Annotated in this window: 32 protein-coding genes, 4 tRNA genes and 3 pseudogenes; 9 read left to right on the top strand and 30 right to left on the bottom strand. The window is 67.2% G+C overall.

Annotated elements, in window-relative coordinates; genetic code table 11:
* Nucleotides 1–39 precede the first annotated feature (39 nt).
* The 10 genes and pseudogenes from nusG to ND450_RS35525 form a co-directional block, all read right to left on the bottom strand.
* The gene (gene nusG, locus ND450_RS35570) at nt 40–840 is read right to left on the bottom strand and encodes a transcription termination/antitermination protein NusG (protein WP_253322627.1); all 801 of its coding nucleotides are present in this window, start codon (nt 838–840) and stop codon (nt 40–42) included.
* Nucleotides 841–880: 40 nt separating this feature from the next.
* Complete coding sequence (gene secE, locus ND450_RS35565) at nt 881–1294, bottom strand: preprotein translocase subunit SecE (protein ID WP_089915773.1); 414 nt, start codon at nt 1292–1294, stop codon at nt 881–883.
* A 36-nt stretch (nt 1295–1330) separates the two neighbouring features.
* A tRNA-Trp gene (locus ND450_RS35560) sits at nt 1331–1403 on the bottom strand.
* Nucleotides 1404–1641: 238 nt separating this feature from the next.
* Nucleotides 1642–2061 carry a MaoC/PaaZ C-terminal domain-containing protein gene (locus ND450_RS35555; RefSeq protein ID WP_253322626.1) on the bottom strand — a complete coding sequence of 140 codons (420 nt, stop codon included), beginning with the start codon at nt 2059–2061 and terminating at the stop codon, nt 1642–1644.
* Entirely contained in the window at nt 2058–2507 is a 450-nt protein-coding gene (locus ND450_RS35550; RefSeq protein ID WP_253322625.1) for a MaoC family dehydratase N-terminal domain-containing protein, read from the bottom strand. The genes ND450_RS35555 and ND450_RS35550 overlap by 4 nt, the downstream gene beginning before the upstream one ends.
* A gap of 70 nt (nt 2508–2577) precedes the next feature.
* On the bottom strand, nt 2578–2742 hold the full coding sequence (rpmG, locus tag ND450_RS35545; RefSeq protein ID WP_053733184.1) for a 50S ribosomal protein L33: 165 nt from the start codon (nt 2740–2742) through the stop codon (nt 2578–2580).
* A 101-nt stretch (nt 2743–2843) separates the two neighbouring features.
* Nucleotides 2844–2916: transfer RNA gene (locus ND450_RS35540), tRNA-Met, on the bottom strand.
* Nucleotides 2917–2961: 45 nt separating this feature from the next.
* Nucleotides 2962–3034: transfer RNA gene (locus tag ND450_RS35535), tRNA-Thr, on the bottom strand.
* A gap of 72 nt (nt 3035–3106) precedes the next feature.
* Complete coding sequence (locus tag ND450_RS35530; protein WP_253322624.1) at nt 3107–5713, bottom strand: bifunctional diguanylate cyclase/phosphodiesterase; 2607 nt, start codon at nt 5711–5713, stop codon at nt 3107–3109.
* Nucleotides 5714–5871: 158 nt separating this feature from the next.
* A pseudogene (locus ND450_RS35525) lies at nt 5872–6635 on the bottom strand (PhzF family phenazine biosynthesis protein).
* A 30-nt stretch (nt 6636–6665) separates the two neighbouring features.
* Between ND450_RS35525 and ND450_RS35520 the strand changes: the two are divergent.
* Both ND450_RS35520 and ND450_RS35515 read left to right on the top strand, forming a co-directional pair.
* Nucleotides 6666–7478 carry a GNAT family N-acetyltransferase gene (locus ND450_RS35520; RefSeq protein ID WP_253322623.1) on the top strand — a complete coding sequence of 271 codons (813 nt, stop codon included), beginning with the start codon at nt 6666–6668 and terminating at the stop codon, nt 7476–7478.
* 140 nt (nt 7479–7618) lie between these two features.
* Nucleotides 7619–7828 carry a hypothetical protein gene (locus tag ND450_RS35515; protein WP_245786109.1) on the top strand — a complete coding sequence of 70 codons (210 nt, stop codon included), beginning with the start codon at nt 7619–7621 and terminating at the stop codon, nt 7826–7828.
* A 122-nt stretch (nt 7829–7950) separates the two neighbouring features.
* Here ND450_RS35515 and ND450_RS35510 read toward each other — a convergent pair whose 3' ends face one another.
* Nucleotides 7951–8685 (bottom strand): SDR family NAD(P)-dependent oxidoreductase, encoded by a 735-nt coding sequence (locus tag ND450_RS35510; RefSeq protein WP_253322622.1) that lies wholly within the window; start codon nt 8683–8685, stop codon nt 7951–7953.
* Nucleotides 8682–9500: an NAD(P)-dependent oxidoreductase gene (locus ND450_RS35505; RefSeq protein WP_253322621.1), complete on the bottom strand. Its 819-nt coding sequence runs from the start codon at nt 9498–9500 to the stop codon at nt 8682–8684. Before ND450_RS35505 ends, ND450_RS35510 begins: the two co-directional genes overlap by 4 nt.
* Nucleotides 9501–9582: 82 nt before the next feature.
* On the opposite strand from ND450_RS35505, the gene ND450_RS35500 reads away from it, so the two are divergent.
* Nucleotides 9583–9936 carry a helix-turn-helix domain-containing protein gene (locus tag ND450_RS35500; RefSeq protein ID WP_253322620.1) on the top strand — a complete coding sequence of 118 codons (354 nt, stop codon included), beginning with the start codon at nt 9583–9585 and terminating at the stop codon, nt 9934–9936.
* 7 nt (nt 9937–9943) lie between these two features.
* On the opposite strand, the gene ND450_RS35495 is transcribed toward ND450_RS35500, so the two are convergent.
* Both ND450_RS35495 and ND450_RS35490 read right to left on the bottom strand, forming a co-directional pair.
* Nucleotides 9944–10621, bottom strand: a complete 678-nt coding sequence (locus ND450_RS35495) for a protein phosphatase 2C domain-containing protein (RefSeq protein ID WP_253322619.1) — start codon at nt 10619–10621, stop codon at nt 9944–9946.
* 92 nt (nt 10622–10713) lie between these two features.
* On the bottom strand, nt 10714–11064 hold the full coding sequence (locus ND450_RS35490; RefSeq protein WP_253322618.1) for a nuclear transport factor 2 family protein: 351 nt from the start codon (nt 11062–11064) through the stop codon (nt 10714–10716).
* 78 nt (nt 11065–11142) lie between these two features.
* Between ND450_RS35490 and ND450_RS35485 the strand changes: the two genes are divergently transcribed.
* Nucleotides 11143–11937: a MerR family transcriptional regulator gene (locus ND450_RS35485; protein ID WP_253322617.1), complete on the top strand. Its 795-nt coding sequence runs from the start codon at nt 11143–11145 to the stop codon at nt 11935–11937.
* A 237-nt stretch (nt 11938–12174) separates the two neighbouring features.
* On the opposite strand, the gene ND450_RS35480 is transcribed toward ND450_RS35485, so the two are convergent.
* Nucleotides 12175–12255 (bottom strand) — tRNA-Tyr (locus ND450_RS35480).
* A gap of 119 nt (nt 12256–12374) precedes the next feature.
* Between ND450_RS35480 and ND450_RS35475 the strand changes: the two genes are divergently transcribed.
* Nucleotides 12375–12866 carry a YajQ family cyclic di-GMP-binding protein gene (locus tag ND450_RS35475; RefSeq protein WP_089915440.1) on the top strand — a complete coding sequence of 164 codons (492 nt, stop codon included), beginning with the start codon at nt 12375–12377 and terminating at the stop codon, nt 12864–12866.
* A complete protein-coding gene (gene rfbA / locus ND450_RS35470; protein WP_253322616.1) occupies nt 12863–13735 on the top strand; it encodes a glucose-1-phosphate thymidylyltransferase RfbA in 873 nt (290 codons plus the stop codon). The genes ND450_RS35475 and rfbA overlap by 4 nt, the downstream gene beginning before the upstream one ends.
* Here the strand turns inward: rfbA and htpX are convergent.
* The 4 genes from htpX to ND450_RS35450 are packed head-to-tail and all read right to left on the bottom strand — an operon-like array spanning nt 13732 to nt 15999.
* A complete protein-coding gene (gene htpX, locus ND450_RS35465) occupies nt 13732–14595 on the bottom strand; it encodes a zinc metalloprotease HtpX (protein ID WP_253322615.1) in 864 nt (287 codons plus the stop codon). The two genes, rfbA and htpX, sit on opposite strands and share 4 nt — an antisense overlap.
* 17 nt (nt 14596–14612) lie before the next feature.
* A complete protein-coding gene (locus ND450_RS35460) occupies nt 14613–15065 on the bottom strand; it encodes a 4Fe-4S binding protein (RefSeq protein ID WP_089915449.1) in 453 nt (150 codons plus the stop codon).
* A complete protein-coding gene (locus ND450_RS35455) occupies nt 15062–15592 on the bottom strand; it encodes an NADH-quinone oxidoreductase subunit C (RefSeq protein ID WP_253322614.1) in 531 nt (176 codons plus the stop codon). Before ND450_RS35455 ends, ND450_RS35460 begins: the two co-directional genes overlap by 4 nt.
* Nucleotides 15589–15999, bottom strand: a complete 411-nt coding sequence (locus ND450_RS35450) for an NADH-quinone oxidoreductase subunit B (RefSeq protein WP_089915455.1) — start codon at nt 15997–15999, stop codon at nt 15589–15591. Before ND450_RS35450 ends, ND450_RS35455 begins: the two co-directional genes overlap by 4 nt.
* Nucleotides 16000–16224: 225 nt before the next feature.
* On the opposite strand from ND450_RS35450, the gene ND450_RS35445 reads away from it, so the two are divergent.
* On the top strand, nt 16225–17256 hold the full coding sequence (locus ND450_RS35445) for a LysR family transcriptional regulator (RefSeq protein ID WP_253322613.1): 1032 nt from the start codon (nt 16225–16227) through the stop codon (nt 17254–17256).
* A 24-nt stretch (nt 17257–17280) separates the two neighbouring features.
* Here ND450_RS35445 and ND450_RS35440 read toward each other — a convergent pair whose 3' ends face one another.
* The 6 genes and pseudogenes from ND450_RS35440 to ND450_RS46125 form a co-directional block, all read right to left on the bottom strand.
* Nucleotides 17281–17433 (bottom strand): hypothetical protein, encoded by a 153-nt coding sequence (locus ND450_RS35440; protein ID WP_177229733.1) that lies wholly within the window; start codon nt 17431–17433, stop codon nt 17281–17283.
* A 139-nt stretch (nt 17434–17572) separates the two neighbouring features.
* Nucleotides 17573–17923 (bottom strand): annotated as a pseudogene (locus ND450_RS35435) (transglycosylase SLT domain-containing protein); the annotation flags it as partial.
* Nucleotides 17924–18855: 932 nt separating this feature from the next.
* On the bottom strand, nt 18856–19233 hold the full coding sequence (locus ND450_RS35430; protein WP_253322612.1) for a hypothetical protein: 378 nt from the start codon (nt 19231–19233) through the stop codon (nt 18856–18858).
* Between the two features lie 9 nt (nt 19234–19242).
* Nucleotides 19243–19644, bottom strand: coding sequence for a phosphotransferase (locus ND450_RS46135; RefSeq protein WP_371927801.1), 402 nt, complete (start codon nt 19642–19644; stop codon nt 19243–19245).
* Nucleotides 19641–19901 carry a hypothetical protein gene (locus ND450_RS46130; RefSeq protein WP_371927812.1) on the bottom strand — a complete coding sequence of 87 codons (261 nt, stop codon included), beginning with the start codon at nt 19899–19901 and terminating at the stop codon, nt 19641–19643. The genes ND450_RS46135 and ND450_RS46130 overlap by 4 nt, the downstream gene beginning before the upstream one ends.
* 124 nt (nt 19902–20025) lie before the next feature.
* A pseudogene (locus tag ND450_RS46125) lies at nt 20026–20220 on the bottom strand (DUF6196 family protein); the annotation flags it as partial.
* 564 nt (nt 20221–20784) lie between these two features.
* On the opposite strand from ND450_RS46125, the gene ND450_RS35420 reads away from it, so the two are divergent.
* Nucleotides 20785–21162 (top strand): MerR family transcriptional regulator, encoded by a 378-nt coding sequence (locus ND450_RS35420; protein WP_253322610.1) that lies wholly within the window; start codon nt 20785–20787, stop codon nt 21160–21162.
* 221 nt (nt 21163–21383) lie between these two features.
* On the opposite strand, the gene ND450_RS35415 is transcribed toward ND450_RS35420, so the two are convergent.
* The 5 genes from ND450_RS35415 to ND450_RS35395 all read right to left on the bottom strand — a co-directional run bounded on the left by ND450_RS35415 (nt 21384) and on the right by ND450_RS35395 (nt 24309).
* Nucleotides 21384–21683, bottom strand: coding sequence for a putative quinol monooxygenase (locus tag ND450_RS35415; RefSeq protein ID WP_253322609.1), 300 nt, complete (start codon nt 21681–21683; stop codon nt 21384–21386).
* Nucleotides 21684–22050: 367 nt separating this feature from the next.
* On the bottom strand, nt 22051–22431 hold the full coding sequence (locus tag ND450_RS35410; RefSeq protein ID WP_253322608.1) for an MEDS domain-containing protein: 381 nt from the start codon (nt 22429–22431) through the stop codon (nt 22051–22053).
* 632 nt (nt 22432–23063) lie between these two features.
* The gene (locus tag ND450_RS35405) at nt 23064–23513 is read right to left on the bottom strand and encodes a hypothetical protein (protein WP_253322607.1); all 450 of its coding nucleotides are present in this window, start codon (nt 23511–23513) and stop codon (nt 23064–23066) included.
* Nucleotides 23513–23899 (bottom strand): helix-turn-helix domain-containing protein, encoded by a 387-nt coding sequence (locus ND450_RS35400; protein ID WP_253322606.1) that lies wholly within the window; start codon nt 23897–23899, stop codon nt 23513–23515. The genes ND450_RS35405 and ND450_RS35400 overlap by 1 nt, the downstream gene beginning before the upstream one ends.
* Before the next feature lie 65 nt (nt 23900–23964).
* Nucleotides 23965–24309: a type II toxin-antitoxin system RelE/ParE family toxin gene (locus ND450_RS35395; protein WP_253322605.1), complete on the bottom strand. Its 345-nt coding sequence runs from the start codon at nt 24307–24309 to the stop codon at nt 23965–23967.
* A gap of 583 nt (nt 24310–24892) precedes the next feature.
* Between ND450_RS35395 and ND450_RS35390 the strand changes: the two genes are divergently transcribed.
* Complete coding sequence (locus ND450_RS35390; RefSeq protein WP_253322604.1) at nt 24893–25381, top strand: hypothetical protein; 489 nt, start codon at nt 24893–24895, stop codon at nt 25379–25381.
* Nucleotides 25382–25618 lie beyond the last annotated feature (237 nt).

The following is a 25618-nucleotide window of genomic DNA, read 5'->3' as shown; positions in this document are numbered from 1 at the left end:
CCGCAGCGTGGCCGATCGGTCTCCCTCGCGGGAGACCGCTCAGATCTTGGAGACCTGGCTGAACGACAGCTCGACCGGCGTCTCCCGGCCGAAGATCGACACCAGGACCTTCAGCTTCTGGCCGTCCGCGTTGACCTCGCTGATCGTCGCGGGCAACGTGGCGAACGGGCCGTCCATGACGGTGACCGACTCGCCGACCTCGAAGTCGACCTCGATCGTCGGCTTCGACACGGTGGTGGAAGCGGCCTTCTTGCCCTCGGCCGGCTTCTGCTCCTGCTGCGGGAGCAGGAACTTCAGCACCTCGTCGATCGTGAGGGGCGAGGGCTTCGAGGTGGCTCCGACGAACCCGGTCACGCCCGGCGTGTTGCGGACGGCGCTCCAGGACGCGTCGGTGAGCTCCATGCGGACCAAGATGTAGCCGGGCAGCACCTTGCGCTGCACCAGCTTGCGCTGGCCGTTCTTGATCTCGGTGACCTCTTCGGTCGGCACCTCGACCTGGAAGATGTAGTCCTCCATGTCGAGCGTGTGGATACGAGTCTCGAGGTTCGCCTTGACCTTGTTCTCGTAACCGGCGTACGAGTGCACGACGTACCAGTCGCCGGGCGCGTGGCGCAGGGCCTGACGCAGCTCTTCGGCGGGGTCGGCGATCTCTTCGTCGATCGGGGTCTCGTCGATGGCGAGGACGTCGACGTCCTCGGCCTCGTCGGTGTCCTCGGAGTCCACGTCTTCGGAGTCCACAGCCGCCGACTCGACCGTCTCGTCGGCCGCGGTGTCCTCGGACACCTCGTCGTCGATGAGGTCGGTCTTCTCCTGGGCGTCAACGCCGTTGTCGGAGCTCACTGTGGATCTCGCTTCCTGGTTGCAGCGGCAGCTGTCCGGCTCAGCCGAACAACTCGAAAACAGCCGCGCCGAAGCCGAGGTCGAGAGCCCACACCAGCGCAACCATGAAGACCACGAACACCATGACCACGCCGGTGTACGTGATGAGCTGCTTGCGCGTCGGCCAGATCACCTTGCGGAGTTCGCCGACGACCTCGCGGATGTAGCGGAAGCCCCGCCCGATCAGCGAGGGACGCTTCTCCTGTCCTTCACGGGTCTTGGTCGGGCGACCCTTCTTCGCGTCCTCGTCCGAAGCCTCGGACTTGGCGACGCTCTTCTTCGACTCAGCGCTGCTGCCGTCCTTGCGGGCGGCCGGGCGAGAGGAGGCACGACGTTCACGTCGCGCCGCAGCAGTGGACGGCCGGACAGCGCCTTCGCGCTCCTCCGGCTGGTCCTGCTCGCGGCCCTCGCTCATGCCGTCCTCCACTCCACCCATGACGCGCTTCGACAGCAGGGGCGACAGGACTTGAACCTGCAACCTGCGGTTTTGGAGACCGCTGCTCTGCCAGTTGAGCTACACCCCTTTGAGATCCCGGATGGGGATCCCCTGGCCCAAGCAGGAAGTGTACGGGAGCCTGTCCCGTCCATTCCAACCAGACCGCTCAAGCACTTGCCGAGCGGCCTGTCGCACAGCCTACCCATAGCCGGACCGAGAACACGAATCAGGGTCGTGCAACCGCGCACCGCTGCGCGCCCGAATCCGGCGTGAGCACGGCAAACACCACCGGACCGGGTCGTCCGGTGGTGTTCTTGATCACAAGATCAGCCGACGCGCACGCGGGCGAACGCACCCGTCAACACCGACTTGCCGTCAAAAGCCGCGTTGATGTTGACCTTCACAGTTCCGTCCCCGAGGTCCTTGGTGACCTTCGCGGTGACCTCGACCAGCGCGCCCTCACCGTCGTTCGGCACCACGACGGGCCGCCCGAACCGGCACCCGTACTCGACGATCGCGCCGGGGTCGCCGATCCACTCCGCGACGATCCGCGAGGCCACGGCCATGGTCAGCATGCCGTGCGCGATCACGTCCGGCAGGCCGACGTCCTTGGCCGTCTTCTCGTTCCAGTGGATGGGGTTGAAGTCCAGCGAGGCGCCCGCGTACCGCACCAGGTCGTCGCGCTTGAGGCGCACGGACAGCGCCGGCAGTTCGGTCCCGACCTCGGTGTTCACTGCTGCGCTCACGCGTCTTCTCCCCTCACGACGAGCATCGACTTGGCGGTGGCGACGAGCTCACCGTCGACCGTGCTGATCTCCGTCCGCACGGTCACCATGTCGTTGCCCATGCGGGACGTGATGGAGTCGATGTGCGCGGTGCTGACGAGCTGGTCGCCCGCGGTGATCGGCCGGTGGTGCGTGAAGTTCTGGTCGCCGTGCACGACGCGGCTGTAGTCGAGCTTCAACTCCGGGTCGAACATGACCGTCTCGTTCGTCTTCATCGACACGACGATCGCGAACGTGGGCGGCGCGATGACGTCCCTGTGCCCCAACGCCTTCGCCGCTTCGGCGTCGCGGTAGGCCGGGCTGGTCGCGCCGATGGCGTCGGCGAACTCGCGGATCTTCTCGCGGCTCACGTCGTACGGCTGCGACGGCGGATAACTGCGTCCGATGAAGGCGGGGTCAAGAGGCACCTGAAGAGCCTATATGCGACGAGGCCCGCCCCACGTGTGGGACGGGCCTCGGTCGAAAGCCGCTACGCGCTCAGCGGGTTTCCTTGTGCGCGCGGTGCGTCTTGCAGTTCGGGCAGAACTTCTTGACCTCCAGGCGGTCCGGGTCGTTGCGCCGGTTCTTCCTGGTGATGTAGTTCCGGTGCTTGCACTCCTCGCACGCGAGGGTGATCTTCGGACGTACGTCGGTTGCAGCCACGGTCCTTGCCTTCCTGAGAGCACACGAGACCCCGTGGAACCCAGTCCGGGCTTACCGTCTGGCGGGGCGGGCGACGAAGTCGCCCGAGGGATCTTGCTGAGTAGCGGTGGCCGGACTTGAACCGGCGACACAGCGATTATGAGCCGCTTGCTCTACCAACTGAGCTACACCGCTTTACACAACTCAAGCCGCAGCGCTCAGCACTGCGGCCAGTTGTAGAGCCCCTTTACGGAATCGAACCGTAGACCTTCTCCTTACCATGGAGACGCTCTGCCGACTGAGCTAAAGGGGCCAGCTCTTCGTTCCTGCTGACACGTAGAACTCTACAACACGCCTCAACCAAGAACGAAATCCGGGGGTCCCCTTAGTGGACCAAGGTGAGCACCGTCTCATCGCGAGCACCCCTGACCTGCACCGTTCGTGCGCGCAGCCACGCCTCGAAGCGGTCCTCGGACAGCGGCCGGGAGATCAGGTATCCCTGCGCGACGTCGCAGCCCATCCCGACCAGCTGGTCGCGAGCGGCGTCGTCTTCCACGCCCTCCGCGACCACGACGAGACCGAGCGAGTGCCCGAGCTCCACGATCGACCGGACCACGGCCATGTCGCCGAGGTCCGTGCCCATCCCGAGCACGAACGACTTGTCGATCTTCACCTCGTCGACCGGCAGCTGGCGCAGGTAGGCCAGCGAGGAGTACCCGGTGCCGAAGTCGTCGACCGCCAGCACGACGCCGATCGCGTGCAGGCGCCGCAGCACCGGCAGGGCGCGCTCGGGATCGGCCATGACGCCCGATTCGGTGAGCTCGAAGGTCAGCAGACCCGAAGGCACGTCGTGGCGTTCCAGAGCGGCTTCCACGCGGTTCGGGAAGTCCTCGTCGCCCAGCGTCCGCACCGACAGGTTCACCGCGATGGACATCCGCAGGCCGCGGTCGAGCCAGCGGCGGACGCGTTCGAGCGCCCTGTCCATCACGAAGTCCGTCAGCACGTCCACGAGCCCGGTGGCCTCGACGGCCGGCACGAACTCGTCCGGGTCGACGCGGCCGAACTCCGGATGTGTCCAGCGCACCAACGCCTCCGCGCCGACGACCTGACGTGACGGCAGCGCGACCTTCGGCTGGTAGTGCACCGAGATCTGGCCCGTCTCGACGGCCTGGCGGAACTGCGTGACGAGCTGGAAGCGGCGCAGGAACAGGTGGCCCATCGACGGCGCGTAGGCCTTCACGGGCGTGCCCTCGGAAGTGGCGCGCACGGCGACGTCTGCCCGTTGCAGCAACACGTCGGGATCCGGGTCCTCGGTCTCGGAGTCCGCTTTGGACGCGTAGCCCACCACCGCGGAGGCCTCGACGGTCAGGCGGTCGACGGGGTACGGCACGGAAAGGCCTGCGCGCAGCCGTTCCGCGGTCTCGTGGGCCGTGGCGGCGCGTTCGTCGTCGAGGTACGCGGCGAACGCGCCGCCCTCGAGCCGGGCGAGCGGCACGTCGGGGCCGAGCGCGTCGCGCAGCCTGCGTCCGGCGGCGACGACCATGCGGTTGCCCCAGGCCTGGCCCAGCGCATCGGAGACCGTCGACAGGATGTCGAGGTCGATGCGCAGCACCACTCCCCTCTGGGACTCGCGCAGCGGTTCGGCGCACGCCTCGCGGAGGCCCGCGCGGTTGAGCAGGCCGGTCAGCGGGTCGTGGTAGGCGTCGTGCCTCAGGCGGGCCAGCAGGCGCCGGTTGTCGACGGCCGTGGCGAGGTGCGAGGCCAAGGTCCTGAGCAGCTGGATGTCGGCCTTGCCGAAACCGCGCCAGCGCGAGAGCCGGTCGTGGGCCTCGACGGCGCCGAGCAACTGGGTCGCGCCGCGCAACGGGACGACCAGCGCCTCCTGGGCGTCGCGGCGCAGGAGGGCCTCGGTGACGTCCTCGGTCGCGTCCGCCACGCGGTAGTAGCGGACGTGCGTGCCGGGCAACTGCAGCACCGGGTCTTCGCGCACGGCACGCGGGTCCGTCGCGGTCATCTCCTCGGGCAGCGGTTCGCCGGCGACGAGGGTGATCATGGCTTCCTGCGGGTCGGTGCGCAGGCGCAGCACGACCCTGTTCGCGTTGAGCTGTTCGCGGATGCGTTCCGCGATGAGCTGCCACTCGTCCTCTTCGACGCCCGTGGTGAGGTCGTCGTCGGGCTGGCGCGGGCCGGTGCCGTGCTGGCCCGACCTCGCGACGCGGAGGCTGACCTCGCTCAACGCCTCCAGGTCGCGCTGTTCGCGCAGCAGCCCGGAGTAGGCGAGGTAGGTGGCCACGATGCCCGCGAGCACCAGGATGATCAGGACGCCGCCCCACGCGGTGGTGGCGACGATCTGGTAGCCGACGAGGCCGATCGAGGTGTTCAGCAGGGCCACGACCAGCGTCTGCAGCACGAGCCGCAGGCTGTTGCCCACGCGCATCGACTTGCCCATGAGGCGCAACGCGCAGAGGCCCAGCACGCTCGCGAGCATCGGCACGGTGATCGTGCCGACGAAGGCGCCCGCCCAGAACGGTCCGCCCGCTCCGATCATCCGGTTCACGGCCTCCGCGGCGGCGAACGCCACGGAGATCTCCATGAACATGAGGCCCGCGTTGTAGACGGCGCGGTCGAGGATCCGCCTGCCGAGCAACGTGCCCACGCCCGCGACCACGTGCGCGGCGAGCACGACCTCGAACGGGGCGACCAGCAGGCCGAGGACCAGCGGGATCTCCGTGAAGGAGATCGTCCACGCGACGCCGCTGCGGACGTCGACGTTGATCGCGAGCTGTTCCGCCAGCAGGAAGCCGACGACCAAGAGGGGGCCGATCCAGAACAGGGAGGTGGTCTCCCGCTCCGGGAGCCATGCCGCGACCATGCCCGCGCAGACGACGCCTGCCACCAGGAGGGTGACGGCGAACGCGCTGAAAGCGCGGTTGGTCGACTTGGCCGACCAGGCGGCCGAGTCCGACACGGGGGCCGACGCTCGGTCGGACATCCAGCCTCCTCGTCGGCCTGGGTGGGGGAACCTCTAGGCGTGACTGAGGGGTCCCGCACTTGGCGATCAGGACCCCTCCAGGGGCACCAATGTACCCCGCTCGGGGGACGAAATGGCAGGTCGAGCACGTTTGGTGACGTCGATTCACCCAGACGTGGTTAGACGGTGAGCCGTCCTCGGAGCACCGTCACGGCCTGCCCGGAGAGCAGCACGCGATCTTGCGCGAGGGTGGCCCTGACGAACCCGCCGCGCGGCGACGCCTGCTCCGCGAGCAGGTCAGCGCGCTGGAGCCGAGGCACCCAATAGGACGCAAGGGTGCAGTGGGCCGATCCGGTGACGGGGTCCTCCGGCACGCCGACCGACGGGTAGAAGCACCGGCTGACGACGTCCGCATCACCGTCTCCGACCGCCGTCACGATTACTCCCCGTGACGGAATTTGTGCCAGTCCTTGGACGTCGGGTCGCACGGAACGGACCTCCGCGGCGCTCTCCAACTCGATCAGGAAGTCGAAGCGCCCACGTGACACGGACTTGATCGTCGCATGTGGCAGCGCTTCCGCTAGACCGATTGGCGGGTCAGTCAACTTCGGGGGGTCCGCGGGGAAGTCCATCCGCACCCATCCATCGTCATTCCATCGTCATTTGTGCATGTGAGCACGCCGCTACGCGTGGTGAACGACTGCTCGCCGCCCAGCACGTGCGCGGTGGCGAGCGTGGCGTGCCCGCAGAGGTCCACCTCGGCCTCCGGCGTGAACCAGCGGAGGTGGTTGTCGGGCGTGACGAAGGCGGTTTCGGCGTGCTTCATCTCGGCCGCGACGGCCTGGAGCCAGGCGTCGTCGCGCGGTTCGGCGAGGAGGACGACCCCGGCGGGGTTGCCCGCGAAGGGCCGGTCGGTGAACGCGTCCACGACGAAGATCTCCACAGGGCCGACCCTGCCATGGTCGGATGGGGCGTGACCGAGATCTTTTCCTTCACCGAGACGGATCCGGATTCGCTGGGGGCGACCTGGGGACCGCTGCGCCTGCACCGGCTGACCTGGCGGCCCGGCTGCGACCTGCCCGCGTTGCTCGACGAGTGGGAGCCCCGGCTCACGCACCCCGGCGACACCGACACCGCGGCGGTGGTGACGCTGCCGAGCCACGCCGACGTGCTGCCGTTGGTCCACCGCGGTTTCGCGCCTCTCACCGTGGTCGCCGAGCGCCTGGCCGGCCGCTCCCCCGCGCCGCGGCCGTCCGGTGTGGAGGTGCGGGCGGCGACCCGTGCCGACCTGGACGTCGCGGTCGAGCTGAACCTGCACACGGTCCGGTACGACACCACGTTCGGCATGGTCACCGAACGCCCGAACACGGCGGAGCACCTCCGGACGGCGCTCGCCGAGGTGCTCGAGCGCGACCACGAGGCGATGTGGCTCGCGGTCGACGGCGGCACGCCCGTCGGCATGATCTACGTCGACATGCCGCAGGACGCCGGGTGGATGGAGCGGTTCACCTCGGCGCGCCCGTTCGCGTATCTCGCCCATCTCGGCGTAAGGCCCGATGTGCGAGGCACGGGCGCAGGCAGCGCTCTCGTGGCACACGCGCACTCGGTGCTGGACGACGCCGGAGTGGCGTCCACGCTGCTCCACCACGCCCTGCCGAACCCGCGTTCGACGCCGTTCTGGTACTCGAACGGCTACCGCCCGCGCTGGACGGTGTGGGTCCGCCGCCCGGCGTTGCGCGCTTCCACCGGCGTGTCTTCGCAACCCGAACGGCCTAGTGAGACATGATCTACCCGTTCACACAAGCGAAGAACCCGAACGAACCCGTACTTGTGGAACGAATCCGACCTCTATTTCGACAAAGGGGTAAGTGATTCGGACACCACTCCTGGGGGGTCGAGATGGAACTCAGCGGAAGAGCGAGGGCGATGCTGCGGGCTGTCGCCGCGGGACGTGCCGAGGTGACAGGCGGTACCGAGCCCGACCTGTACGTCGACGGGCTGCCCTGTTGCGACCGGACGGCGACGCACGACCTCGTGCACGCGGGCCTGCTGCGCCCCTCGCAGCCGACGAGTTTCGGTCTCCGGGTCTGCGCGGAACTGACCGACGACGGCCGGGCGGCACTCGCCGCCAGCTGACCGGCGTGTTGATCGCCCAATGATCGAACATTTGTTCGACATGGGGTACGCTTCGCGCTGAAGCCGGCACGCAAGAGAGAGGAAGCTCTTGCGCGCCGGCTTCTCCTTTTCCGGCGCAGACCTCAGGCGCTGATCCCCTGGCCGAGCCCGCCGTCGACCGCGAGCTCGGCGCCCGTGGTGAACGTGGCCTCGAAAGCCAGGAACAGCACGGCGCTCGCGACCTCGTCCATCGAGCCGTGGCGCTTGAGCGGCGTGATGCGGTCGCCCTCCTCCTTGAACTGCTGGAGGACCTCCTCGGGCACACCCGTGACGCCCATCGACGGCGTGTCGATGAAGCCGGGGCTGACGACGTTCACCCGGACGTTCCTGGGCGCGAGCTCCGCGGCGAGTCCCCGTGCGAACGCCCGCACCGCCGCCTTCGCACCCGCGTAGACGCTCAGGCCCGGCGACCCGAGCACGGTGGCGACGCTCGTGGTGAAAACGATCGAACCGCCGTCCTTGACCAACGGTGCGAGGTGCTGCGCCGTGAAGAAAGCGCCCTTGGTGTTCACGTCGAACGTGCGGTCGTAGTCGGCCTCGGTGGTCTCGTCGAACGGCGTGAGGGTGGAGAACCCGACGTTGACGAACAGCAGGTCGATGTCCTGGAACCGTTGCGCGACCTCGGTTTTGAGGTTGGCGATGTCGTCGAGGTTCGTCGCATCGGACGCGATGGCGTGCGCCTTGAGGCCTTCGGCCTGCGAGGTCGTGCGACCGGTCAGCACGACCTCGACGCCGTTGTCGACCAGCATCTCCACCGTCGCCCGCCCCATGCCGTGCGTGCCGCCCGTGACGACGGCCTTCTTGCCCAGGTACTTCACTTCCGGATCTCCTCGATGACGCTCGCGATGCTGTGGTTGCCGTGGCCGTTGCTCTGCGCGCGCTCGAACAGCGCGTGCAATGCCTGCGGCAGGGTGGTGTCGAGGCCTTGTTCCGCGTTGGCCTCGGTGAGCAGGCGCAGCCCGGACACGTTGATGTCCAACGCGGACACGTCGGTCTCGTAGCTCCTGGTTTTCGTCTGCTCGCCCATCTCGGGCAGGAGGGTGCTCATCTCGTTGAGCCAGCTCATGGCCATGGGCGTGAACGTGCGCGGCTCGATGCCCTCGCTGCCCATGAGCGCGACCGCCTGCAGGTAGCCGCCGAACACGGACCACATGAGGCCGAGCAGCGCCAGGTCGTACAGCGCCGCGAGCCCGGCGTCCTCCCCGACGTGCACCGGCTCGCCGAACGCGTCGAGCACGTGGTGGTTCTCGTTGCCGCTGAACAGGATCCTGGCCTGCGGCGTGCCGATCTGCTGCGGCACCGCCATGATCACGCCGTCGACGTACTCGACCCCGTTGTCCTCCGCCCACCGCGCGGTCCTGCGGGCTTCGTCCGGCGTGCCGGACGTCAGGTTGACGAGCGTCTTGATCTCACCGGTGAGCAACGGCTGCTGGACGTCGTACGTCGACAGGCAGGTGACGACGACGTCGCTCTTGAACGCTTCTTGTGGCGTGGCAACGCTTCTGGCGTTCGGGATGGTTTTCGGCGTGCGGTTCCACACGGTCACTTCGTAGCCCTCTTCGACGAGGGCGTTGGCGAGCGCGCTGCCCATCCGGCCGAGGCCGAGCACGCTCACGGTTTCCTTGGTCCCCATGCCGAGAATGCTCGTTGCGGCACTGACTTCTCGACAAGTACCTACTATTTTGTCAGGTACCCACTTTTCGGTAAGGATCCTGATGAAGCCACGAAATTACGTCTGCGGCCTCGACGCGGCGATCGACGTGATCGGCGGCCGCTGGAAGGCGCTGATCCTGTGGGCGCTGCACGAGGGCCCCGTGCGCACGGGCGAACTGCGCCGGTCCGTCTCCGGCATCAGCGAGAAGATGCTGATCCAGGTGCTGCGCGAGATGGAGGCGGACGAGATCGTGCACCGCGAGGTGTTCCACGAGGTCCCGCCCCGCGTCGAGTACTCGCTGACGCCGCTCGGCGTGCGGCTGAACGAGGCGCTGCTGCCGTTGGGCGACTGGGGCGAGGACAACATGCGGGCGATCGCCCGGCGCCGCGGCATCGAACCGGCGCCGCGGCACTGAGTTCTTGTTACCGGTCGAGATACACGACGGTCGCGTCGTCCGAAATCTTCTGGCGCGGCCACTCCACGGCTTTGGCGTCTTCCTTTTCGACCGCGCGCATTTTGCGGATGAGGTCGTCCGGCCCGTTCGCCGCCATCAGTTCGAGAGCCTGACGCCAATCGAAGAGGTCGAACAGGTCGACCGCCCGAGCAGCGCCGTCGGACAGGATCGCCACTCGCCGCACATCGGACAGCGACACCTCGCCGGTCAGCGCGTGCTCGACGTCAGCGGCCTTCGCCCCGGCCGTCCGGTTCGTCTGCGTGTCGCTCACCACGAGCAACTCGCGCTTGGTGTCGATCACGACCGTGGCGTCCCCGAGCACCAGGTACCGCAGCACGTCGTCCTTGATCTGCACCACCGCGATCGCCACGCTGGGCGAGTCCGGGTGATCGAGGTCGCACGTGCCCGAGTGCAGCCCGGCGGCCTGCGCGATCGCCTCCCGCAGAGCCCCGGCGGGCTCCAGGTGGGCGAACCGCAGGATCTCCGCGGACAGCTGGTCGGCGAACCACCCGACCCCGTGCTCGCACCCCGTCTCGGGCTTGGCCGTCACGCCGTCGAGCACGGCGAGCAGGTTCGGCCCGACCAGGGCCCGGTCCTCGCTCGGCGCGGTCGTCCGGCCGGCCTCGGTTGCCATCTGCGTGCGCACTGAGATCTCCTCGGTCCGGCCTCACGAAGCTGCGCGCGAACGCTATCAAGGTCGATCAGGCCGGTGACCGCACCGAGGACGAGAGGGTTCGGTCAGGCCGTGTGGTTGGCGATCACGAGTTCGGCGACGAGGTCGTCCCGCAACGCGAACCGGTAGTCGAGTTCGGCGACACCACCCGGGAAGGTGCCCTCGAGCCGCACGGTCACCACCCAGTGGGCGTCGTCGACGCGGTGAGCGCCGATCTGTTCGGTCGTGTACTCGAACTCGGACCCGGCGTCCCGCAGGAACGCGTGGACCTCCTCCCGGCCGCGGAAGGTCTCGTCCTGGTCGACGACCACCACGTCCTCGGTGAGGAACGACGAGGCGGTATCGGCGTCGCGGACGACGTGGGCGGCGAAGAACTCGCGCACGGTGGTGGGGAGCAGATCGGTGTGCTGTGTCATGACCCCACCGTGCGACCTCACGGCGCGGGAGGGTCAAGCCGTGGAGTCTCCCCCGGGGAGAGAGTCCAGAATGCGGAGGTGCTGACCATCGGGGAGTTCTCGCGGCTGACCCACCTGAGCGTGCGGACCCTTCGCCGGTACCACGAAGCGGCCCTGCTAGAGCCCGCCGTGGTCGACGAGTTCACCGGTTACCGCTACTACGCCGTCGACCAGATCCCGACCGCACAGGTCATCCACCGGCTCCGCGAACTCGACGTCCCCCTGAACGACGTGCAGCGAATCCTCCGCACATCCGACCCCGGTGTCCGGGCGGCCCTGGTCGCGGACCACCTGCAACGCCTCGAGGACGAGCTCGACCGCACCAGAGCCGCGGTCGTGTCGCTGCGGCGCCTGCTCAGGCCAGACCCCGCGCCGATCGACGTCTCACTGCGCGCCGAGCCCGCCAGGACGGTCGCGGCGGTGGAGGCGGTGGTCGAGCACCGCGACGTCGAGGCCTGGTTCGCGGGCGCGATGGCCGAACTTTCGGCGGCCGTCGGCGACACCGCGTCCGGGCCACCGGGCGGCAACTACGACAACGCCCTCTTCGAACAGGAGCGCGGTTATGCACTCGTCTACCTGCCGACCGCGGCGCCCCCTCGCATTGGACGCGTGCACCCCGCGACCCTCCCGGCCGTGGAACTGGCCGTCACCACCCATGCCGGTGAGCACGACGGCATCGACGTCACCTACGGCGCGCTCGGGACGTGGGTGGTGGAGAACGCGATGTCGGTGGCCGGGCCGGTGCGGGAGGTCTACCTCGTCGGCCCCCGTGACTCGAGCGATCCCGCCGCGTGGCGCACCGAGATCGGCTGGCCGGTCTTTCGCGTCACCTGAAGGTTCGGTGTGGAGTGCGGAATCGACCGTCACCACGCAATTAGGGCGTGGGCAGGCCACAGCCTGAAGGTGCTGCTGCGCACGTACGGCAGCGCTAGGCGGACCGCCGCCGCCGAACTTCGGTACGTCCTCGGTACAGCCATTCGGAGAACGCCGGTTCGAGCCGTACACGACCGGACAGCACTAGAAAGGCCCCGTGACCAGAACTTCCTGGTCACGGGGCCTTTCTCACTGCTGTGGCGGGTAGAGGATTCGAACCTCTGTAGCTTTCGCGACGGATTTACAGTCCGCTCCCATTGGCCGCTCGGGCAACCCGCCCCACACCGTCGTAACGGTGCGGGCAGAACAATACATAACCCCTTCGGGGCGCCCCAAATCGGGGTACCCCAGTAGCATCGACGCTGGCTGTGACCCCGAGATCGTTGAGGAGTGAAGTCGTGGCGGACCCGTCGTTCGACGTGGTGAGCAAGGTGGACCGGCAGGAGGTCGACAACGCGCTCAACCAGGCGGCCAAGGAGCTGAGCAATCGCTTCGACTTCCGGGGGACCAACACCACGGTGGCCTGGGCCGGCGAGGAGGCGATCACCTTCACCTCCGAGACGGAGGAGCGCTGCAAGGCGGCGATCGACGTCTTCCAGGAGAAGCTGGTCAAGCGCAACATCTCGATGAAGGCGTTCGAGGTGGGCGAGCCCGCGGTGTCCGGGAAGGTGTTCAAGGTCACGGGAAACCTCGTGCAGGGCATCACGTCCGAGAAGGCCAAGGAGATCGCCAAGAAGATCCGCGACGAGGCGCCCAAGGGCGTTCAGGCGCAGATCCAGGGCGACCAGTTGCGGGTGTCCGGCAAGAAGAAGGACCACCTGCAGGACGTCATCGCACTGCTGAAGGGCTCCGACTTCGGCATCGCCCTCCAGTTCACCAACTACCGGTGAAGGGCATCGTCCTCGCCGGCGGCAGCGGGACGCGCCTGCACCCGATCACGCAGGCCGTCTCGAAGCAGCTGCTGCCGGTGTACGACAAGCCGATGATCTACTACCCGTTGTCGGTGCTCATGCTGGCCGGCATCCGGGAAGTGCTGATCATCAGCACCCCGACCGACTTACCGCTGTTCCGGCGGCTGCTCGGCGACGGGTCCCAGTGGGGCATGGCCTTCTCCTACGCGGAGCAGGCCGCCCCGAACGGGCTCGCGGAGGCGTTCGTCATCGGGGCCGGCTTCGTCGGGGACGACGACGTGGCGCTGGTGCTGGGCGACAACATCTTCTACGGCCAGGGCTTCTCCACCACGCTGCGGCACCACGCGTCCACTTTGGACGGGTGCGTGCTGTTCGGGTACCAGGTGAAGGACCCCGAGCGGTACGGCGTGGGCGAGGTCGACGCGACGGGCAGGCTGCTGTCCATCGAGGAGAAGCCCGCGAAGCCGAAGTCGAACAGGGCCATCACCGGGCTCTACTTCTACGACAACGGTGTGGTGGACGTCGCACGGAACCTCAAGCCGTCGCCCCGCGGCGAGCTGGAGATCACCGACGTCAACCTGCACTACCTGCGCGACGGGCGGGCTCAGCTCGTCGACCTGAGCCGCGGGTTCGCGTGGCTCGACACCGGCACGCACGACTCGCTGCTCGAGGCCGGGCAGTTCGTGCAGGTGCTGGAGCACCGGACGGGCGTGCGCATCGCGTGTCCCGAGGAGATCGCGCTGCGCATGGGCTTCATCTCCGCGCAGGAGTGCTACGCGCTCGGCGAGAAGCTCGGCAAGTCCGGGTACGGCGAGTACCTCATGGCCGTGGCGAAGGCCGGGCGCTAGCGCCTGGCCATCTCCTCGAGCCTGCGGATGCGGTCGGCGATCGGCGGGTGGGTCGAGAACCACTTGGCGAACTGTTCCCCCGAGCGGAACGGGTTCGCGATCATCAGGTGGCTCTGCGACACCACCTCCGGTTCCGGCGCGAGCGGCGCCGCCCGCGTCCCCAGTTCGATCTTGCGCAACGCACTGGCGAGCGCCAGCGGGTCGCCGGTGAGCTCGGAGCCGGACTGGTCCGCCTGGAACTCGCGCGAGCGGCTCACGGCCAGGCGCACGACGGTGGCCGCGATCGGGCCGAGCAGCGCGATCAGCAGCAGCCCCAGCGGGCCGGGGCCCTCGTCGTCCGAGTCGCCGCCGCCGAAGATGCTCGCGAACATGGCCAGGTTGGCCAGCATCGTGATCACGCCGGCCAAGGCGCCGGCCACGCAGCTGATCAGGATGTCGCGGTTGTAGACGTGCGCGAGCTCATGGCCGAGCACGGCGCGCAGTTCGCGTTCGTCGAGCAGGTCCAGGATGCCCGTGGTGCAGCACACGGCGGCGTTGCGCGGGTTGCGGCCCGTCGCGAACGCGTTCGGTGCGGCCGTGGGGCTCAGGTAGAGCCTGGGCATGGGCTGGCGCGCCTTCTGCGACAGCTCCCGCACGATCGCGTAGAGCACTGGTTGCTCCACTTGCGACACGGGCACCGCCCGCATCGCGCGCAGCGCGAGCTTGTCCGAGTTGAAGTACGCGTAGGCGTTCACGCCCAAGGCCAACATCAGGCCGATGACCAGTGCCGTGCGGCCGAACAAGCTGCTGACCAGCACGATCAGCGCGCTCATCCCACCGAGCAGCACAGCCGTCTTCAACCCGTTGAAGTGCTTGTGCACGGTTCCGCCTCCGGGTTTTACGTCCTACCCCTCAACGAACCAGGGCGCCTGCCGGTTCCTGTGGCGGTTTCGGGCGCGGCCTCCGCGGCCGGGTCGAGCGCGGGCGGTGGCGGCACCTTCTCGACCCACGTGGACAGCACGTCCCGTTCGTGGACGAGCTCCGCGACGGCGCCCTCGCCGTCGATCGAGCCCGTTCCGGGGTAGCCGAACTCCGGCGCCCAGTGCAGGGCGTCGAACGGGCACACCTCGACGCAGATGCCGCAGTAGAGGCACTGGCCGTAGTCGATCGCGAACCGGTCGAGCACGTTGCGGCTGCGCGGGCGGGCGCTGCCGGGCTGCTCCTCGACCTCGGTGTGCGACGTGATGTGGATGCACCAGTCAGGACATTCGCGCGCGCAGATCATGCAGACCGTGCAGTTGGCCTCCAACAGCGCGATGACGCCCCTCGTGCGTGGTGGCAGGTTCGTCACGACGGGCTCTCCTCTTCACGGCGCGGGCCCCACGACGGGTCCGGAACGCCAGGTGGTGCGGTGCGGCGGCGGCTCGGGGCACTCGTGTTGTCCTCGCCGGGTTCGAGACGGCCCGGCCACGGACGCACGACGCGTGAGGCGAGCACGAAGTCCTTGCGCAGCGGATGGCCCTGGAAGCTGTCGGGCAGCAGCAGGTGTTCGGTGTCGCTGTCCACGGTCACGCCGAACATCTCCGCGGCCTCGCGCTCGTGCCAGCCGGCGCCCTTCCACAGGTGCGCGACGCCCGGCAGCGACTCCCCCGCGCCGATCTCGGTGCGCAGCATGACGCCCTCGCGCGTGCGCGGGTCGATCACGTGCAGGAACACGGCGTGGCGCGCGCCCACCGCCCCCGGCCGGCCCGCGTCCTCGACGCCGAGCCAGTCGAACATCACGAACCCGTCGGCGTGGTGGGTGGTGGCCGTCGCGAGCCAGTCGGCGAGCTCCACGTGGTGGATCGTCTGGCCGAACGCCGTCTTCGGGGTGGTCACGCGTTCACCAGCCCGTGCAGCGCCTTGAGGCCTTCGAGCAGCGCTTCGGGCCTGGGCGGGCAACCGGGGACGGCGACGTGGACCGGAAGGGCCTGGTCGATCCCTTTGGTGACGCTGTAGGAATCCCAGTACGGGCCGCCGGTGTTGCTGCAGGCGCCCACGGAGATCACGTAACGGGGTTCGGGCATGGCCTCGAAACTGCGGAGGACAGCAGGCAACATGACGTCCGTGACGGTGCCGGAGACGACGAGAACGTGCGCCTCGCCGGCGCCGTCGACCGGCGTGACGCCGAGATCGGGAAGGCGGTCGAGAGCTGCCATCACTTCGACTCCGCAGCAGGCGAGTCCGAGTTCGAGCACGGTGACCTGGTAGGTGGTGCCCCAGTCCAGGCGAGCGGAAGCCGTCACAACGGCTGAGGGTAATACTTGGGGGCCCGCGGGCTTGCGCCCGGCGGACCCCCACCCCCCAATGATTCCCCCCGGAATCGGCTCCCACGCGTGGTCGCCGCAGATAGCTTTGTACACCGCGCGATAAGTGTCCAGGGATTTGCCGACAGGATCTCCAGATAATTTGTCGGTGAAATGCGGTCAAGTTCAGTTCAACTGATCAGTAGAACATCAGAGAGGGTCCCGATGTCCGGCTCGTCCCAGTTGGTGCTCCCCACCAGCACCTCGCTGCACCGCCTGCTGAACATGCCCGGTGCACTACTGGATACCACGATGGACCAGCTCAGGACCCTTTTGACCGTTCACGAGACCCGTTCGGCCCTGCGTGCCGCCCGCGCGCTGGGACGGGAGCAGTCGAGCGTGCAGAAGCAGCTCGACACGTTGAACAGGAACTTCCTGGAACTGTGCGGCGAAGCGCTCGTCGTGAAGCAGGGACGCGGAAAAGACGTGCTGTTCACGCCCACTGGTGAGTCACTCGTCGAATTGGCGCGGGAGACGCTCGCGGAGTGGCTCGACGGAATTCACGATTGCCGCCGCAAGCTCGGCACGACCGTCACCGTGGGCACCACGCGGTACATGCTCGACACGCTCGCGAAGGCGTGGCACCACGTGGCGGACGAGTTCCGCGAGCGCGACGTCGACCTCAAGGTCGTGCACATCCGCACCAAGGACATCTGGACGAAGCTGGAGACGCAGGAGGTCGACCTCGTCTGCGGCAGCGTCGTGACGCGGGCCGGCGCCGGCTGGCAGCGGGGCGAGTTCGACGTGATCGAGTGGCGGCGCGGCGGGCTCGCGTTGCTCACGAACCTGCCCGAAACGGTTGTGGGCGAGCGCGTGCGGGTACCCCAGCTGAGGTCGATCCCGTTGGTCGTGCCGGGGGCGGGGTTGATCGCCGAGTTCCTGCGGGGCTGGTTCGGGGCCGACTACCGCCAGGGGCTCGACATCGCGGCCGAGATCGACGAGATCCAGTACGGCATCTCGCTGCTGCGCTCGAACCTCGTCCAGGGAGCCATGATCGTGACGTCTGGTTTGGGCGTGGTGGCGTCGAACAACGAGCTCCGGGAGGGAGGCGGCCTCCGGGTCGTCGAGCTCGCAGATGACTCGCTGGAGCGACTTGTGGGCGTTTTCGCCCGAACGGATGAGCTGTCGAAGCATCCGGCCGATCACCCGCTCAACCTGCTGTGGTCGGCCTTCCAAGCAGAAGCGCCCCGGCCGTAGCCAGGGCGCTGGTGCTTCGTTCTCCTACTTGTTCGCCGCGGGTGTCATGGCGTCGTGCTCAGGCGTGCGTTGCTCGACTTTGGGACGGTGCTGGGCTTTGGCCATCTTGGCCAGCCAGTTCGTCGCCTCCGAGCGGACCTTCGCCAGCTCGTCGTCGCGTGCCTGTTGCTCGTTCATCGGCCACTCCCTGCGTTCGGGGATCGCGTTCGATGGGAGCACTACCGGGCGTGTGCCCGCTAGGGCCGCCATGCTTGTGGGTGAACCTGATTGACAGCATCGCGCGCCGATGGGTTTCCCGCACCCCGACGGGACCCTTCTAGTACCCCAGGTACCCGCCGCCCAGGTTCATGTTGACCAGACCCGGGTGGTTGTGGAAGCCGCCGTAGCGCGCGTAGGTGTAGCGAACGCCCGCGATGATGTTGTCGACCGGCGCGAGGATGTTGTCGTAGCCGGGCAGCTTGTAGGCGCGGAACGTCGGGTCGATGCACTGCATCAGGCCCTTGGACGGCGTGCCCCGCATCGCGTTGGAGTCCCAGTTGTTGACGGCGTTGGGGTTGCCGTTCGACTCCTTGATGATGATCGTGTAGATCTCGTCGACGCTGCTGTTGTCGATGTTCGTGCCGTTGGCCTGCAGGATCTTGATGGCGTCCTTGATCCAGCCCTCGATCTCGCGCTGCTTGGCGGGCTTGCGCATCTCCGCCTGGCGCTCGGCCTCGGCCTTGGCGGCCGCCTCGCGCTGGGCGTGCGAGTCCGCGGCGAGCTTCGTGGCCTGCTCGAACGTCTGCTGCGCGTACATCTGCTGCATCTGCAGGATCTGGCTGACCTTGGTGCCGGGGTTGACGTTGTGCACCGTCTGGATGTTCTGGACCTGCCGGTCGGGAACAGCACCCAGCTCGGCGGCACCCGCGGCGAGCTCCGTCGCGGGACCGCTGGTGGCGGCGTTGGCGATGGCGGCGGTGCCGGCGGCGACACCTGCGGCGACGACGATCGCGCTCACGCGGTGAGCCAGCGGGACCTTGTCGTCCTCAACGCGATGCGCGCCGGGTTTGAACTCTGCTCTGGGCACGACCGTGTACACGGTTCGGCCATCGGCCTTGCTGTGCCGGGCCAAGGGGGAGCCTCCTGCGTCGGGGAGCTTGGTCTCCGGCGAACCCGGGCGGGGGACTCTGGGCGGACAAAGGGCCCTAGTAGCTGCGGCTCCTGTGTCCTGCCGGTGACCAAACCGTTATCGGCGGGCGAGAACGTAACCTCGCGTCACGAGCACAGGCAAGCCTGAGCGCCCGTTGGGTGACTCTCGTCACGTTTCCGATGAGTTGGGCTATCCGTTGCTGACAGACAGTCAGCGAGCCGTGTTCGGTTTTCGTGAGTTCATCGTTGCCTCCTGACGAACTGACGGAGCTGTCTGTTGGTTCGCTGCTAGCCCGGCTCTCGTTATGGGTTACGTCCACGACCACGCGATCGAGTTAACCGATCACGCTTGGTGATTGTTTCGGGGTGCGGTGTCGCTGACCTGCGGGGACCTGATAGCGGGACAGCGTGTTCTGGGGTCTGCTCAGGTGTACGGAGAGAACGTGCTTCCGGTTCACCCGATGTTGTGGGTTAACGGTTGCGCTTCTGCTCCAGGGCCTTGAGCACCCAGTCCGCGCTGTCGCCGGCGCTGTCGTTGAAGGCGAGCGCGGCCTCCGGCTGTTGCCAGTGCACCTCGTTGACGACGGCTTGGAAGAGCTCCAAGAGCCCCGGTCCCTTGCGGATGCCACCGCCGACCACGACCACGTCGTAGTGCTTGCTAACGAGCTTCTCGGCGAGCTTGGCCTGGGCGCGCCCGTCGAGTTCGTCGAAGTCGATGAGGAAGAGGTCCTCAGCGAGCCCGAGTTCGGCGAACTGCCTGCTGCCCTGCGCGATGGCGGCGGCGACCGGTTCGGGGTCGAAGCCGGGGATGGTGTGCGGGTCGAAGCCGATGACGAGGACGTCGGTCATCTCGTGACGCTACTGCTCGTGCCAGAGGCCGGCGACGAGCTCTTGCAGGAGCTCCAAGACCCGCGGCCGGTCGAAGGGGAGGTCGGCGACCAGATGGGACGCCTCGCGCACCTCGCACTCGATGCGGAGTGTCCGGAGGGGGATCTTCGTCTCGTCGGCGATGAGGGCGAGCACGGCGTGCATGTGCGGGCCGCTGAACCGGGCCAGGAAGAACCAGTCGTCGAGCGGGTCGCCGAAGCGGGCCCACTCGAAGTCCAGCAGTGCCGTGAGCTCGGTGCCGTTCGCGAGCCAGTTGTCCCAGTGGCAGTCGGCGTGGACCGGGACCGTGGTGCGTGCTTCGAGGGGCGCGCGGGACGCGATCTCACTCAGGCCGTCGGCCACGTCCGGTGGGATTGATTCCTTCTCGATCACGGTGACGAACGCGTCCCGGCCGGCGAACCCACCGTGGTCGAGGACCTCGGCGAGGACCTGTCCGGCAGGCGGCGGGGCGTCCAGGCGTGCAGTGCTTTGAGTCGCTGGATCGCCTGCCGCGCGAGGACGAGCGCGTCCTGTTCGCTGACACCGCGGAGCCCCATGCCGGGCGCGGCACCGGGTGCGAGGGCGATCTCCCGGTCCAGCCGCGTGTGGTCGTCCGCGGCGATGAGCTTCACCACGACGTCGGAGCCCACGTGCACCTGGTGCGAACGGCCGCTGACCGGTGCCAGCGGGCCGGGGTCTCGTCCGACGGCTTCTGCGGTGACGTCGCGAGCGTCCGTGCCTTGAGGCTTTGAGGTCGTCCTCGACGATCCTGGCCGGCCAACCGACGAACCCGTTGTTGTCCGCCTGGTCGGTGAAGTGGAACGAGAGGATTCCGAAACGTTCGACGTCGTCGGTCCGCCGGGCACGTTCGTCGCAACACTCCCGCGAGGCAGAAAATCTATGGTGACGGGAGTAGACATCCCCCACTGGGCAGATGTAATCTTCTCTTCGTTGGAAGAGAGACAACATGACACGGGAGATGACGAACTACCCGTGAGCTCGATCGCAAGACGGTCAGGTGCACCGGAGCTGCATTTCGAAGGCTTCGGGCAGGCGACCGGAGGCAGCCGGTGAGCAACACCAGAAGTACGCAGGAACCCGGAACCGGCAGCCGCTCGATCAGCAAGTGCAAGACGCAGTCGAAGCAAGTGCAGGACGGTCAGATGTGCCGGAGCCGATCGGCGAAAGGGTTCCGGCAGGTGACCGAGGGCTGTCGGTGGAAGTGAAGCCGGCACGTGCATGAGGTCCGGTGCCGACAGCCACGTGAGAAAAGTAGTGATCAGAGGAGAAGGGAAGGGTTGCACACCATCGGATCGCCCGCCTTCGGCTGAACTCGGCCGGACGGGTACCGCGGTTCCATCAGATTGGAAGGTGGTCTTCGGTTACGCACACGCGATCCCCGCTTCACCCGCTACCGACAGGGGTCATGCGGACAGAGAGAGTCGATCTCACGGTCGGCTAGGTGGAAGTGAAACCCAACAACCCTGGGGCCCCGGTGCTACGGCACCGGGGCCCTCGTGACGCGGAGGCGCGATGACCCCAGGTAGTCCTGAGAGAGCGGACAACGAGCCGCAGACCACAGCCGAGAAGTTCGACGACGAGCACTACCCCGCCTACACGATGGGCCGGGCCGCGGAACTGCTCAACACGTCGGCGAACTTCCTGCGCAGCCTCGACGAGGCGAAACTCATCGAGCCTCAACGCTCGGCCGGCGGGCACCGTCGCTACAGCCGCCACCAACTGCGTCTGGCCGCCCGTGTTCGCGCCCTGGTCGACCAGGGCACCGGCCTGGACGCCGCCTGCCGCATCGTCACCCTGGAAGACCAGCTCCAGGAAGCTCGGGCGCTCAACGCCAAGCACATGGCCGCGTCAGCACCCGAGGAGCCGCACCCGCCGTTGCGGGGCGTGTGAGCACATCCGAGGACCAGACGCATCGCACAACGGCGGCGCCCAGCGGAAGCCCGGTTCGGGCCCCGAAGGGACTGCGCGGGCGAGGTCCAATGAGGTCGAAGTGGTTCCGACGCTTGATCACCAGATCGGAGACGGCGACCGAACACGGAGTGGCGGCGATCGACTGACCGGACCGCTGCGGGGGGATCATGGCCCGGGGTCTCCCCCAGGCCATCACCCCGCTACGACGGGATCTTGTCGGCGATGATGTCGATCTTCTCCACCTGCGGCTCGGAGAAGAGGACCCCGGTGTTGGGCCCGAGGGCCTGACCCACACCTCCGGCGAGGTGGGCGTCCCGGGCTTCGTCGTCGGGGAACACGTCGTACACGCCGAACGTCGAGGGCCCGAACCGGATGGCGAACCACGCGACGGTGCCGGGCTCCTCCATCACGATCGACCGCGCCCGGGTGAGGAACTCCGCGAGCTCGGCTTCCTTGCCCGGTAGTGCCTCGAGACGTACGAGAAGTGCTTTGGTCAACATGAGTCGGACTCCTTCGGATGGGAGGTACTCGGTTGGGGTCGCGGCCATGGTTCTCAGGCGCACCGGGCGCCTGCGTCCCGTGAACACGTGTTCTCGACGCGCCGGAGCCAGATGACTGCCCCGCTCAGCCGTGGTGCGGCATCGAGAGCGCTGTCAGCTCGACTCGCGAGCGGATGTCGAGCTTGTGGTGGAGGTCCTGCAGCCACGCAGGGGACGACGCACTGCTCGGCGTCGGTGAGCGACGCCCAGCCGCGGTCCGTGCCGGCCTGGCTGTCTTCGTCCACCTTGACCGTGGATGACCGGGTCGCCGCAGCGGAAGCTGCACCAGCCGTGTACTCCGCAGGGTGCACGGACCGGGAGTTGTCGATCACGGTGAGATCCAGCAGCACCATGGGGTGAGTGCGAAGAACCTCGACGAGGTGGTCGAAGGCCGATTCGTGGAGGAACCGGTCATCGCGGGCGGGGCGCCGGGCAGCACCCACGACATCTCGTCGGCAGCCCGGAGAAGGTCGAAGTCGTCGTCGATCGCCGCGCGTGCCCCAGGCCAGGCTGTCCCCACGACGCGATCCCGGACCGGCGCGGCCTCCATGTCGTCTGTCAGGCACAGACACTTGTCGCCGCGCCGCAGCCCTTCCTCCAGGAAGGGGAACAACAGTGTTTCGCGCTCGCCGGTCGTGAGCAGAGGGCGCAGAAGCGGGTCCCAGGGCTGCTCCCCCGACTCCGGGATGACGAGGCGCGAACCGTTCATGGTGGCCCCCGTCAGCGAGTCTCGGAGAAGAATCCGACGCTACCCGCATTTGGCGCAGGCTGCTGCCCCGGCCGGCCGAGTCTGCGGGGCAGGCGATCGGCAGGTGCTCGCAAGGTCGAATCGACGCCTGCGGCCCGCGAGGTGGGAGTAGGCCGGGCATGCGGTCGAGGTCCTGGTGAAGGTTCACGCACGAGTGCTGGACGGTTAGCGGGAGACGTCGAACTACAAGATCGACGGCACGGTGAACGAACTGACCGACTCGGCCCGGCAGGTGCCTGACGTCGGTCAGTTGCGTCCCCTGGAGCGTGACAACAACCGTCGTTCGGCGCCGGTCAGTGACGGACGCGTTTACCGCCGAGAACAGATCAGCGCTGGTCAGAACCCATTTCAGGGCTCCGGCCAGCGCCGGTCTGAAGGACTGCGTGGGCGAGGTCTAGCCGCGCAGTTCCATCGTGCGGCGTTTGACTGAAGCCCGAGCAACGCGTCTACCTGCATAGAGATGGGTGAAGTAGAGATCTGTCCCGTGGCTGTCCCGTGCAACTCTGATGGCGAGCGCAGCGATGACGCCATGATTGACCGATCGGACTCTGTCGTTCTGTAGCAGGAGCGGCCGAACTGACTCTACTTTGCAGTCAGCTTGTGGATGCTGCGTGTTCATCAGTCGACACCGGATGGGTCGCGAACTGAGCTTCCCAGGTCGGGTCGGTCTTTCCGTCAACGGTCGCTCGCCAGGCGTACGTAACTCCAGGCTTGAGCGGCATTCCTGGCCCAAGGTTGACCACGAGCGGCGCCGTCACAGGAGCACCTGGCTCAGACTTGAACTCGACAGTTGACTCCAACTTGAGATGCACAGGCTCTCTACCAGGAACTTGCAACGCCGCTGGTCGACCGTCTTCTTCAAGCAGCTCAAGGACACAGTCGTGCTGGCCGGTCACATCCTCACCGGGCTCGAACTGAATGAGCGCAATCACAGCCATCGATCCGGTGATCGGCGCGGTTCGCGTCCAGCCGAGCCCAAGAGCGTGGATCTTGCCTGTCTGATCAGCCTGAGCAGAGTCAGCCAGCAGTACGTAAACCTTCACTACGACGCCATCCGAACTTGCCTATTGGCCGCCATGTACACGGGACCGCTGAAGCTGCCAACCTCAGCCTCAGGGGCGCGCGCGGGCACGTGAGACGGCACTTCCTGGTCAAAAGTGACCAGGAACTTGATCTTTGCGCCCACCGCACGGGCGTACCTCAGGATGGTCGAAAACTTCGGATCTCCGCCGATGCGCTCGAAGTTCGAGACAGCAGACTGGGTCGTACCCATCGCCTCAGCCACGTCCTGCTGGTGCAGCCCCTGGTCGTGACGGGCAAGACACAGCGTCGCAACAAGGTTGCTGAGCGTAGAGGAGTCCTCCTTGGCCGCAACGATCCGAGGATCGTTCTCGTCGTAGCCAAGCATCGCGAGCAGACCTTTGGCCATGCCGCACCTCCGTGGTTGTCCCCTCATATCGTACGCACACGATATCCCGGGAGGGAGTGTGGATGTTACGCCCGATCGCGCCAACTCCGCAGCCGGTCCGCCGCAAGGTCAACGTCCTTGCGGGCGTTCTGCACCTTCTTGGCAAAGAAGTGCAGCCCAAGCAGCACCAAGCCGCCGTCCAACTCCGCGTAGAGCATCCGATACGTGCGCTGTGCGCCATCGATCTTGATCTCCAGGACGTCGTCCCTGAGATACTTGACCTCGCCCGGCATGGCCTCCCCCGCAGCCACGCGGTCCATCGCTTCTTCGACGCGCACAGCATCCCAGGGGCTCAGCTTGAGCTTTTGCATCTCCTTCTCAACAGGACAGCCACCACCTGGGGCGGTGTAGTAGTCCCATTCGCGCGCCACTCGCGCCCCTCCCGGTCGAGCCGATACCAAGCCCGTCGACCACGCCCCCCATCGTGTTACGCAGGTCCACGAGAGTGCCCCCGGGGTGGTCGGCTCGCACACACCGTAATCGCTACGGCATCCAAGAGTGTGAACCGCCCCACGGTCGCATGCAACCAAGTCGAACCTATGTTCGGACTACATGTTGCGTCGATCCACAGGGGGCGCCACCAGATGTTGACGAACACGTGGTTTAGACAACCATTCTGACCTGGTGTTATGTCCGCGTGAAGCAGGTTGTCCACAGGCATGTCGATGATCCGCTTAGAGTTATCCACAGAAAGTCACGACGAACGAAGGGTTGTGTTCGTCGGCGTGTCGCAGAGAGCTACGACCGAGTGACACCGATGAAGCTGGCACGTTGGCAAGCCTGTGGGCTGGTTGACGCCGCCGAGGCGGCGAGCTGTCCACAGGCGCGGCAGCCGAGCGCCGTGCCCACTCGATTAGCCGGCCACTCGGCGCTCGTTCCTAATGACCAAGTGCGTTCGTCGCACTTGTGTGACCGCGTTCACAACTTGCCAACGAGGGCGGCTAACGTCGCCGCATGCTGTATTTACTGCTGCCAGACTTGACCATGAAGTGGGTAGACGTTCCGGCAACATCCACTCTTAAGCTTGCGCGTGAGAACGACGCAGACTTGAGCCAGCTGCCGTGGGAGCCGTCAGAACGTCGCGCTTCGACCACAGTCGTGCGATGGGCGCTGCGGCACGGGGTGCCGACCGCTCACGGCCTCGTTCTGCATGCCCCTGAGTTGTCGGTCGTGGACACTCCGAACGAGATTAAGAAGGCGCACGAAGGCGTAAAGCAGAGTCGTGAGCAGCTCGCGAACTCCGCAGCCAGCCGACTGGTTGAGCAGATCATGCCGGGGTCAGCTGAGCACGGCAGGCAGCTTGATGCCGAGGTCGACAGCAGCACTGCGGCTGCCTTGCTGGAAGCCGAAAAGGAGCTTCAAGAGTCGCTCTCCGCCGAGGCAGATCACGACCTGATCGACCACTGGAAGAAGCTAGGCGGCGCTCTGCCGGTTCCAGTCTGATCGCGGCGGGACGATCAGACTGCGTCTCAACACATAAGTTGAGTCGACTTCTGCGGCTCCCTGGCGGGGGCCGCTGGTCGTGACCTCGTCCGTCGCGGACAGCTCCGGTTGCCTCGCCGGCGCCGACGCGGGCCGCCAGGCCCGCTTGGAGGCGCCGAACAACAATCTCCGGGCTGGACTCCGCGACGGACTAGGGCACGAACGACCAGCGGCCCCCGCCAGGGGGCCGCCTTGATG

Source organism: Lentzea sp. HUAS12 (genome assembly GCF_024125735.1).
Lineage (GTDB): Bacteria > Actinomycetota > Actinomycetes > Mycobacteriales > Pseudonocardiaceae > Lentzea > Lentzea albida.
Note: the sequence above shows the minus strand (reverse complement) of the source record. Positions and strands in the feature narration are given on the sequence as shown.